This window comes from Salipiger sp. PrR003, assembly GCF_010500785.1.
Taxonomy (GTDB): Bacteria; Pseudomonadota; Alphaproteobacteria; order Rhodobacterales; family Rhodobacteraceae; genus Salipiger; species Salipiger pacificus_A.
On the sequence record NZ_JAAGOV010000076.1, the window covers coordinates 230,202 to 239,507 of the forward strand.

A 9,306-nucleotide genomic window follows, 5' to 3' on the forward strand; every position below is an offset into this window, starting at 1 on the left:
GCGATGAGGGGCAAAAGTGGGGTTCGAATGGTCATTGATCAGCTCGCACGTTTTTCAGAAACATGGGACTGAGCACTTAAGAGATGTTTCATCTCGTAGCCTGGCGCCGCCATGGCCAACCAATTTGGGAAACTACCCCGGCTGAACCACTGGTGCACAGCCTGCCGCTTGTAGCCAAAGACCGCGGCCGTAGCCTCGTAGGTCTCAAGGCTGTTCCGAAGCTGCCAGGCTTTTACATCCGTGAATGTGAGCTCCATCGGCTCGCATCCGTGCGAAATCGCCAGGGCTGCGAACTCAACCCAGGCAGGGGTTTCGCCGCGGGCCCGCCAGTTGCGCAGGGTCTGCGCAGTGGTGCCAAGGCGTTTTGCCGTAGTGGTGTCGAAGTGCAGACCTTCTCGCTCTCGCCACTCCTCGAACTCTCGATAATTCATCATATTCTCCGATGCCACGAAGAATATAAAGCCCGCACGCTTACGGAGGGGTAAACAAATTATCCATCAGGTCGGCGGAGCTTCACGAGTTCTCGTAAGTCTTCTCGTTCAGAAGGCCCGACAAGGAGCCTTCGGTCTTTGTCGACAGAGCTGCAGAATAATTTTTCCACAGCTCGCCACCAGAGAGCATGCCCTCCTTGGAGTATGCTTGCACGCCACTTGTCGTTACTGCTCTGGCCATTTGGTTACCAATCCGGTTTGTCTGCTTGAGTGTAAAATTTATATGGTTCCTGAAAGTGAAAACCCCTGTTTGGGAAAGAAATCACTTTTCAGGATAAATTTTCAGAGTCTTCACACAACTTCGTTGAGCAGGGGCCTACGAGGACCGCCGCCACCGCTCTTCCTGGTATGCCTCGAGCATGCGAGCCCAGCGGTCACGCGCAAAGCTCCCCCGGTCGGTGTCATGTGTCAGTTCGGCCCGGCTCTCGATGCCGCACCAGATCTTGAGGACGTGTTCGGCGTAGGCCTTGGCATCTTCGCCTCGAAGGATATCGAGGTCTGCCCTGCAGGCAAAGTCGGAGACAAAGCGATCTTCCCACTTTGCCAGCCAGTTGCTGAAGCGCTCATCGTTGCACAGGATCTGCGATTGGGCCGTGGGCGACAGCTCATCGAAGCTTCGTCGCTTCCGGCGGGCACCAGGCACATCAGGCTGGTCCTCATCGTCTATCGGCCAGACAACCAGCGACAGGATTTCGCCGCTCTTCTTGCCGTGCGACATGCCATCGCAGGGATGGATTTGCCCTGCGCCATCCGGCCCCTCGTCAAGTCTCAGCGTGACCTTCATACCTTCAGCGCAGTCTTCGGCCCACCAGATCAGAAGGCTTTCCCCGGCGTAGACCAGCTCCCCCGGCGTTTGCGAAAGGTGTTCGGAATGCGCCAGGTGTACCCGCAGCCTCTGACCTTCGGTCTTGGTGCCACGTGCCGCGCGAAGTCCCTTGAAGGGATGGGACTCGTCCTGATCAGCATCGAGCAACTCAATCGTCAGCGACATGCCTGACGAGGAGGTGTGTCCCCATCTCAGAAGTTTGACGTGGCCGATATAGCAAGGCGGCATCCCCTTGAATGCCTCGAGCAGAGCGTTGCCGTGCTCCTGAGCTTCCGGTGCGGGGGCGGCCTCAATCGGCGTGGAGATTGCACGCTCTGGGGCTTGCTGAGGCGCTTCGACGGCCTCGTCCTCTACGGCGCTGCTCTCCTGGAGGTCAGCTTCTAACTCGGTAGAAGCCGTCGTGGGGCGGCGCAGATGACGTAGGCTTACGAGCGGACGCATTCGACGGCGCTGTTGCGATGTCATTGCCATGGGATACCTGTCAGTTTCCAGCACCATAGGCGAATGTTGTCAAAGACACAAGAAATCTATTCTTCATTTCTGACAAGCAGGCGGCCGCGGCTCGTCTTTGTGATCAGCCCCTGGCGAATAAGGAAGGGTTCGATGGACGTCTCGAGCGTGTCCCGGCTTTCAGCCATGGCGATCGCGAGCGTCTCGATACCCGTGGGCCCGCCGCCAAAGAGATCACGAAGGGTGTCCAGGTATCGGATGTCCTGATCATCGAGCCCATTCGAGGTGATGCCAAGGCGATCGAGGCAGCGGACCACGAAGTCGAGGCTGTATTCGGTCTCTGCGTCCTGCCGGAAGTCCCGGAGACGCTTCAAGAGCTTGATGGCGATCCTTGGCGTACCGCGAGACCGACGCGCGACTTCAAACGCCTCACCATGGTCGAGGAACTCGCCAAGCTTGGTTGCCGCGCCCTGGACGATCGAAGTGAGGTCTTCGTCCTCGTAGTAGGTGAGCCGGACCTGAATGCCAAAGCGGTCCAGAAGCGGTTGGGAAAGAGACCCTTTACGGGTGGTGGCACCGACGAGGGTGAAGGGGTTGATCCTGACCTCGATGGGCTCGGCTTGTTCATGCCCCTCGCCGACGAGGATGGTGATCTTGTAGTCCTCCATCGCCGAATACAACAGTTCTTCGACGAAGAGGGGCAGACGGTGGATTTCATCGATGAAGAGCACATCGCCGGGTTGCAGGGTTACCAGGACGGTTGCGAGTTCACCCGGCTTCTTGATGGCGGGCGCCGAGATCGATCGGAAGTTGGTTTCCATTTCCTCTGCAATGATTTGCGACAGCGTCGTCTTTCCCAGACCCGGCGGTCCGTAAAAGAGCACATGGTCCAGCGGATCGCCGCGCCGGCGGGCACTGCGAACGTAGACCGACAGGTTTTCAAGGGCTGCCGTTTGCCCAGTGAAGTCGGTGAGCCTGGTGGGCCGCAGTTCGTTTGCGCCCTCATCTGCATGCTCATTCCTGACGATATCGTTCATACTTTCCTGCCCGAGCCGACGCCCGGCCCTTTTCTGGTTTGGAGTAACCCTACCTGAATCTTTTTTCGCTAACACTAAATTCTCAGGCAAGAATAAAAAAGGGCCCCAAAAACATGAACAGAGTTGAGATCGAGGCGAAGGTCGCAGAGGACCTGGGTGTTCCGCGCAGGCAGGTGACCGATGTCGTCACTGCATTCCTCGAAACCGTTGGCGATGCGATCGGCGATGGGCAGGATGTGCGCATCTTCAATTTCGGCTCCTGGCGCGTGACCACTCGCAAGGCATGCGACAGCCGCAACCCCGCGACCGGCGAGGTCCGCCACATCCCTGAGTCCCAGCGGGTAAGCTTCAGACCGGGCAACAGGCTCAAAGAGAAGCTCAAGAGCGGGCCGTCTGCTGACTGAAGTCACAAGACGATCATGGAGGACACACTGAGGCTGGCCAGCGGGCTGGCCTCATTTCGTTTCCGCGGTGGGCCCTGGCTTGCCGGGCGCTGGATTGCTTGCTATCGCGCAGTCGTCCAAGGGAGCGCAGCAAGTGAACACAGACGAATTGGCCAACGCGATCAGCAGCAGGGTGGACCCTGAGCTCAAGACAAAGATCGTCGGTGTTCGCGAGTGGATCGAAGGCGACCGGATGAAGGCCTACATCCGGGTGCAGCGCCGGTTCCTCTTGGATGAGTACAAGTTCGTGCTCGTTCTTGCCGCGCTTGACGTCTACGAGGAAGAAGACCGAGGCAGAGGCCTGCTCACCGCTCTGCTTGATCGCCTGGAACCAGCGGTACGGGATCGCGTGGATGGCATTGTGGTGGAGTCCGTCAATAACCAACAGCTGGCGGCGTTTCTAAGGCGTCGGGGATACCAGGATACTGACCGAGATGAGTTCATACGTGAGGTATCCCCGACGCTTCTGCTTAGCTTCCAGTAGCCTCAGATGAGGTGAGCGGTTCTCGAGAGCAGCGGGTGTCGAACGATGTCTTCCGCAGTCATCCTGTGGACGGCGATCCCTTCGACGCCCTCGAGGCGCCCCACAAACTCCATGAGCCCCGACTTGTTGCCGATGTCGGACTGGTCTGGGTCGCCGACGAAGACCATCTTCGAGCCATGCCCGAGGCGGGTGTAGATCATCTTGAGCTGGCCGTAGGTGCAGTTCTGGGCCTCGTCCACCACGATCATCGCGTTCGACAAGGTGCTCCCGCGCATGTAGGCGATGGGCCTGCAGTCAATCTGACCTGCACTCACCAGCCGCCCGAAGGTCTTTGCTCCGATGAAGTCCGTGCCGCAGTCAATGAGGGGCTGCATGAAGGGAGCGATCTTGTCTGCTCCATCCCCGGGCAGGGAGCCGAGCTTTTCACCAGATTCCACCGCCGGCCGGACGAACATGGCACGCAAGAAGTCTCCCCGCATGACGTGCTCGATCGCCATGGCGACGGGCACAAAGGTCTTGCCGGTGCCGAAGGTTCCCAGGCCAAAACTGACGTCGTTCATTCCGATTGCCCGTCGGAAGGCCTTCTGTCCCTCTGTCCGTGGTTCGAAGCCTCTGACCTTCTGGAGCATGTCCGTCTTCGAACATCTTTGTCACATTGTCATCGTGGCGCGTTGCGGTGGTCTTCTTGGCCGGTTTTCCCAAATTCTATCTCCCAAAAAAGAAAATGCCGCGGCGGGCTATCAACCCATCCGCGGCGTCAGTTAGTTGTCGCTTCTGCGACCAAGGCAGCATCACTCATGCAAATCATGGAACTCATACAAGTATCCCTTCGGCACTTCTGGAGGTACCGCAGGGGATGCATGCGACAATGAATGGGGCTGCCCTAATTATTTCAAGATTTTGAGTGCGTCAGGGAAACGCGGGCCCACCTAAATCGATCATCGGCATAAGTCCGCCTTCGCGCGGAGCCAAAGTGACTAACATCGTTGAAGCGTCGTCGGGGACGGGTGTGATCGGTCGGCCTTCAGCGTCCAGAAACAAGCGTCCTGCAGTTTCGGGTGGAAGAGCTTCGATCAAGTTCTCGGCCTCTCGGATCGCCTCCCGAAATTTACGGCCGATTTCAGCAGGCTCCAAACCTCCCTCAACGCTTAGAACGCTTAGGTCCTGAGGAGAGATCCGCGCATTTCTGCGGATCTCATCCAAAATCAACCCGGGTGGCAGGCCTGCATCTTTGCCGCTTGCGGCCCAAATCAGGGCCCCAAGACTTAGGCGCTTTTCGTGCCACTGAAGGACGTCGAAGACGTCTCGCGGTTCACGTCGGGATGCAAATGCCAAAACTTTGTTAGTTGCCGCATCTGCCCAGTGTAACCTGTACCCGAACTCATCATCCGAGATCGGTGCGAAGAAGTGCCAAGCAGCTTCATGCGCCCAGTCGACTTTCAACGTCTCACCATGTTTTGACACTACGGCGCGCACGAAACCCGGTACGGGTCGGGTCAACGGTACGACTTTATAACCGAGTTCAATTAATTTCTCTCGGTCGGCCTCGAAGGTCTGTAACGTCAAATCAGCAGTATCATGAAAATAGTCGACATCTTGTGAATAGCGAGAACCCTCGAGCGATGAAAGAGTGCCTCCACCCAAATAAGCGCTCTGCGACCTGTTCTGAGATAAATCGCGAAGAACTTGGGACTGAAATTCAGTGATGGGCACGAACTAGGCTACCTCAGTCAGAAAAGGGCGCAGCTTAATTGCGTACGCCATGGAGCCTTCGGGGCCGGAGAGCAGTTCCCGGTACACCGACCTAACGTTCGCAGGATCCGTTGCTGCACGCTCGTCAGCCCACCAGAGAATGGCAGGGTGAAACTCATCCCAGATGTCTTGCAGGATTTCCTGTACCTGCTTGTCTTCGGAAGTCATGTGTACATCCTCGCTATTCATAGCAATATAGGCTAAATTGAAGTTAGTTTCCATAGATATGGTGGCGTATTCCCCGGCGATGGCGCGCAGGGGATCGAGGGAGCGCATAAGGCGGTCATAGGCGGCCGCGGCCTGCTCTGCCTCGCGCTCCACCCTGTCCGCCCCTCTGGTGCCGGAGTTGGTTTTCTTCGGAGCGGGCAGAACAGTGCCTTCCTGGTTGAAGATGGCAGTCTGCTCGCGGGTCGCAACCTGAGCCCCGCCGTATGCCGCCGCGCCCAGCCCGAGCTCGAACTGTCCGCTCTCGATACTGGCCCGGGCCTGCGCCATGCGCCACGCATTGCCCGCCGCCTCGCGCAGGACGTCGGCGAAGGACTGCGCCTGGTCGATGGCCGTGCCGAAGTCGATGCGCTTGATCGCGTCCACCACCGTGAAAACCGCGTCGGAGAGGGCATATGTCGAGCTCTCGACCTGTTCGACCTTCCCCCGCTGGTCCTCCATCAGCACCAAGGTTTCGGCCAGCTGCTTGATCAGGGCCTCTTCCTCTGCGGTGACCCCGCCGCGCTCGGCCGCGAGCTGGCGTGTCACGTCGATCAGCTGCGACATGGCGGCGATCTGCGCGTCGAGGTCGCCGGAAGACGCTGCGAGCTGGTCTTGGTAGAACTGGAACTCGCCCGCCATGCTGCGGATGCCATTCCGTGCCTCGCCGAAGAAGAACTCGAGGTCCGAGAAGCCGAAGAACTCGGCGACATCGAGGCGCCGGTCGCCGTCCGTCTCCATGTCAAGCAGCTCAGAGATCGAGGCGTTGATGCCGTCGATCTTCCGCTGTGCCTCGGACCGGGCGATTTGCTCGAGGAGGTCGAGCGTCGCCCGAATCCGGCTGGCTGCCGATCCGAAGCGGTCCTCGAGCTGCTCGGTGGACATCATCGCGAGGTCTGCCGCGCTCACGTAGGCATCGATGGCGGCGCGGGCCTCCTCGAGGGCGTCGGCGAAGCCCTTGGCCTCTTCACCAGAGTCGAGGAAGGCGCCGACAAGCGGCACGGTGACCGCCAGTGCGGCGCCGGCCACCGCGCCCCACGGGCCGAGGAAGCCGAGCACCTGCGAGCCCTGCTGCGCGAAGGCGGTGAGCGCGGACGTGCCGCTGCCAACCTGCACCGCGAAGTCACCGACCTGGTAACCCAGCTGCTGCACCGCGGCCTTGTTCCGATTGAGCGTGCCCATGACACGGCCGGTCGTGCCGCCCATCGCGTCTTGTGCCGCGCTCAGCTGGTTCAGGCGGGCTGCGGTCTGGTCGTATTCCGCCTGCACCTTTTCGAGAAGCTGAGCATGGCGTCGCTCTGTGATGGTGCCCTTCTGAAGCGCGGTCGCGAGCTTGTCCGTCTCCTGCTTGTAGCGAAGCGTCGCCCGGGCCAGCGGATCGTAGGCCTTTTCCAGCTTCGCGATCTCGCGCGCCGATGCCCGCGCGGCCTTGTCGTGCGCGTCCTTCTGCAGGTCGAGGAGGATCTGGATGCGCTCGGTGACGTTCGACGTGGTCTCAGCCATCACTGCATCCCTCCGTCAAATTGCGCCCAGGGGTCGACTTCTTCGGCAGGCGGGGAAAGGTCGTTGACCTTCGAGCGAGCCGTGGGGGTAGCGCCGAGGGCCGAGAGCTGCTGACGGTACTCCCTGATCATGGCAGCGCTTACGGCGGCCGGAGTGTCCTCGATCAAGGACCTGACAATGCTGGCCATCTCGACCATCGCCCGATCGGCTTCCACAAGCCACGGCAGCTCAGCCTTGAACTTGGACCAAGCGGCCCGCTGCGGCTTGTTGAAGTACGTGGGGGCGCGGCCAAGGACAGGACCGCCATGCGGCTCCTTCCGATCGCGGAAACGCTGAGGGTTCTTCGATGCCGCGCCGGTCAGCTCGGCCTTCCTGAGGGGTGTGCGGTGGGTCATTGGTGAATTCCTGACTGTGGATGCGTGCGTTTGACTGGGTGTCCGGTTTCCGGTCCTCGGGCTCAGATCGATGGACCACCCCCCCCGGTGGGTCCCTGCTCCTCGAGGAGCGAAGCCCGGCCGATGATGAATGCGGCGCCTGCCTTGGGGCTCGACGTCCTGGTCAGCCTGAGAAAGGCGCAGGTGAGGAGCATGTCAGCGAACTCGATGTCGCTGAGCTTCGACAGCTCGGCCTCCACCAGCAGGTTCTCGAAGGCGCTCACCATGTTCGGGGGCATGGTCTTGATCGGGTAGGTCTTCATTCTCTTGCCTTTCATTTCGACGCACTTCCGCCACCCGCTCCTTCCCCCCGCCTAAGCGAACAAGCCGTCTCGGCTCGTGTGAGGGTGAAGGCCCGTCTCTTCCTCTGCCGTATCCACGCGATGCCCGTGTCGTGGGCCAGCCGCTTCCCCGCAGGCTTCACTCCTGCCCCGCCCATTGCAGCTCTGCGCCGGCGCGGTCCCCGATCTGTCACCGAGCCATCTTCAGCCCGTCACCAGCCGGTGGGATTCATTGTCGCGTTTCTGCCACGCCCAGACGGAGCCGGTTGGTGGCGGGTCGGGTGAGTTCCCCGGCAGTCATTCCCGCTGATTTCGCGCAGCGGTCAGAGGCGCGGACGGAGAAGCGAGCAGGGGAGATGTGCCCCGGTCAGGCCGGGTTTGCTCTATGCCTGTCTCGCTCGATTGCCTGCTGCGCCGCCGCCGTCCGACAGACAGCGCGGCAGGCAATCACTCGATGACGGTGACGTCCTCCCCGTGATTGTGGTTTTCGGTGAACAGCTCGTTGACCATGCGCGTCATGATCTCGGCTTGCTTCTCGGTGGGTTTCCACCCACGGCGCCTGGACTGCTTGGCAATCGATCGCGCGAAGTTCTCTGCCCACTGGCTCGGGGCATGATTGACCACTGCGGGCCAGTGAAAGAGTGCGCGCTCAAGCTGATAGGAGGTCATGCGCGCGCCTCCTTGGTCATCGTGTCGAACACGGCAGCGGAGGCGGTGAGATAGGCGGTGTCTTCATCGAGACTGCGGAGAGCGGCGAATGCCAGGGCAGCGCGTTCTTCGTAGGTGAGGCGGGCCGCGAGCACCTTTGAGAAGCTCTCCCAAGCACTTTCGGTCGCGAGGGTCAGCGCGTAACCGATGGCCTTCGAAACCCGCTTATGGCTGTCTTTTCCGAACAAAGACATTGCCGATCTGGCTGATTTCTTGGTATTATTCGCGTGAGCATTGCCGTGGGTGGTTTTGCTATCGGCCCCGGTTGCGCCCGCCAGCGCGCCGGGGTTTTCCATACGCCGCCCACGCCCAGCGCGGGTAGGCAAACGGGAAAATTCCCGAGTGTTCTCAATGGGGTCAGAACGATAGGTTGGGCAACCTACCTTGTTGTTTTCAATGGCGGACGTAGCGTCCTGCCGGGATCGCCAGCTTTCCTTGTCCCAATGTCTGCGGAGCCTGCGACATCGCGCGTTCATTGAGGGGGCCGACGAGGCGTGAGACGGCCGGGATATCAGGCTCGGGGTTTCCCGCCGGCGCCGTGTCCTAGGGGCGGGGCATCTCGTTCACCGGGTGGTGCTCTGCCTGGAGCTGCTTGACCAGGTAGGGTTTCAGCAGGTCGCCCATGTATCTTGCCCCTTCCGGCGTGAGGTGCGTGCCGTCGAACGTCAGCGGAGAGCCCGAGGGATCGGCGTT

The 9,306-nt window shown here is 60.4% G+C and carries 12 protein-coding genes; 2 read left to right on the forward strand and 10 right to left on the reverse strand.

Translation table 11 applies throughout. The annotated features are described in order from the left end of the window. Window positions 1-38 precede the first annotated feature (38 nt). The 3 genes from G0D83_RS25690 to ruvB form a co-directional block, all read right to left on the reverse strand. On the reverse strand, window positions 39-431 hold the full coding sequence (locus G0D83_RS25690) for a hypothetical protein (RefSeq protein WP_164197411.1): 393 nt from the start codon (window positions 429-431) through the stop codon (window positions 39-41). A gap of 376 nt (window positions 432-807) precedes the next feature. Then, complete coding sequence (locus G0D83_RS25695) at window positions 808-1,788, reverse strand: hypothetical protein (protein ID WP_164197412.1); 981 nt, start codon at window positions 1,786-1,788, stop codon at window positions 808-810. A gap of 56 nt (window positions 1,789-1,844) precedes the next feature. Then, the gene (ruvB, locus tag G0D83_RS25700; RefSeq protein WP_164197413.1) at window positions 1,845-2,804 is read right to left on the reverse strand and encodes a Holliday junction branch migration DNA helicase RuvB; all 960 of its coding nucleotides are present in this window, start codon (window positions 2,802-2,804) and stop codon (window positions 1,845-1,847) included. Between the two features lie 113 nt (window positions 2,805-2,917). Here ruvB and G0D83_RS25705 point away from each other — a divergent pair, with 113 nt between their 5' ends. Both G0D83_RS25705 and G0D83_RS25710 read left to right on the forward strand, forming a co-directional pair. Further along, window positions 2,918-3,208 carry an HU family DNA-binding protein gene (locus tag G0D83_RS25705; protein ID WP_164197414.1) on the forward strand — a complete coding sequence of 97 codons (291 nt, stop codon included), beginning with the start codon at window positions 2,918-2,920 and terminating at the stop codon, window positions 3,206-3,208. A gap of 133 nt (window positions 3,209-3,341) precedes the next feature. Further along, window positions 3,342-3,731, forward strand: a complete 390-nt coding sequence (locus G0D83_RS25710; protein WP_164197415.1) for a hypothetical protein — start codon at window positions 3,342-3,344, stop codon at window positions 3,729-3,731. 2 nt (window positions 3,732-3,733) lie between these two features. Here G0D83_RS25710 and G0D83_RS25715 read toward each other — a convergent pair whose 3' ends face one another. The 7 genes from G0D83_RS25715 to G0D83_RS25745 all read right to left on the reverse strand — a co-directional run bounded on the left by G0D83_RS25715 (window position 3,734) and on the right by G0D83_RS25745 (window position 8,909). Beyond that, the gene (locus tag G0D83_RS25715) at window positions 3,734-4,360 is read right to left on the reverse strand and encodes a PhoH family protein (protein WP_164197416.1); all 627 of its coding nucleotides are present in this window, start codon (window positions 4,358-4,360) and stop codon (window positions 3,734-3,736) included. A gap of 280 nt (window positions 4,361-4,640) precedes the next feature. Next, window positions 4,641-5,444 (reverse strand): hypothetical protein, encoded by an 804-nt coding sequence (locus G0D83_RS25720; protein WP_164197417.1) that lies wholly within the window; start codon window positions 5,442-5,444, stop codon window positions 4,641-4,643. Between the two features lie 3 nt (window positions 5,445-5,447). Then, the gene (locus tag G0D83_RS25725; protein ID WP_164197418.1) at window positions 5,448-7,193 is read right to left on the reverse strand and encodes a hypothetical protein; all 1,746 of its coding nucleotides are present in this window, start codon (window positions 7,191-7,193) and stop codon (window positions 5,448-5,450) included. Further along, entirely contained in the window at window positions 7,190-7,585 is a 396-nt protein-coding gene (locus G0D83_RS25730; RefSeq protein ID WP_164197419.1) for a hypothetical protein, read from the reverse strand. Before G0D83_RS25730 ends, G0D83_RS25725 begins: the two co-directional genes overlap by 4 nt. A 62-nt stretch (window positions 7,586-7,647) precedes the next feature. Then, window positions 7,648-7,902, reverse strand: coding sequence for a hypothetical protein (locus tag G0D83_RS25735; RefSeq protein ID WP_164197420.1), 255 nt, complete (start codon window positions 7,900-7,902; stop codon window positions 7,648-7,650). A 450-nt stretch (window positions 7,903-8,352) separates the two neighbouring features. Then, window positions 8,353-8,574: a hypothetical protein gene (locus G0D83_RS25740; protein WP_164197421.1), complete on the reverse strand. Its 222-nt coding sequence runs from the start codon at window positions 8,572-8,574 to the stop codon at window positions 8,353-8,355. Next, window positions 8,571-8,909: a hypothetical protein gene (locus tag G0D83_RS25745; RefSeq protein ID WP_164197422.1), complete on the reverse strand. Its 339-nt coding sequence runs from the start codon at window positions 8,907-8,909 to the stop codon at window positions 8,571-8,573. The genes G0D83_RS25740 and G0D83_RS25745 overlap by 4 nt, the downstream gene beginning before the upstream one ends. Window positions 8,910-9,306: the final 397 nt, after the last annotated feature.

Bases quoted from the DNA above. Each gene is read 5' to 3' on its own strand.
- G0D83_RS25730 (WP_164197419.1), bottom strand. From the start codon at position 7,585: ATGACCCACCGCACACCCCTCAGGAAGGCCGAGCTGACCGGCGCGGCA.
- G0D83_RS25715 (WP_164197416.1), bottom strand. From the start codon at position 4,360: ATGCTCCAGAAGGTCAGAGGCTTCGAACCACGGACAGAGGGACAGAAG.
- G0D83_RS25735 (WP_164197420.1), bottom strand. From the start codon at position 7,902: ATGAAAGGCAAGAGAATGAAGACCTACCCGATCAAGACCATGCCCCCG.
- G0D83_RS25690 (WP_164197411.1), bottom strand. From the start codon at position 431: ATGAATTATCGAGAGTTCGAGGAGTGGCGAGAGCGAGAAGGTCTGCAC.
- G0D83_RS25705 (WP_164197414.1), top strand. From the start codon at position 2,918: ATGAACAGAGTTGAGATCGAGGCGAAGGTCGCAGAGGACCTGGGTGTT.
- ruvB (WP_164197413.1), bottom strand. From the start codon at position 2,804: ATGAACGATATCGTCAGGAATGAGCATGCAGATGAGGGCGCAAACGAA.
- G0D83_RS25740 (WP_164197421.1), bottom strand. From the start codon at position 8,574: ATGACCTCCTATCAGCTTGAGCGCGCACTCTTTCACTGGCCCGCAGTG.
- G0D83_RS25695 (WP_164197412.1), bottom strand. From the start codon at position 1,788: ATGGCAATGACATCGCAACAGCGCCGTCGAATGCGTCCGCTCGTAAGC.
- G0D83_RS25745 (WP_164197422.1), bottom strand. From the start codon at position 8,909: ATGGAAAACCCCGGCGCGCTGGCGGGCGCAACCGGGGCCGATAGCAAA.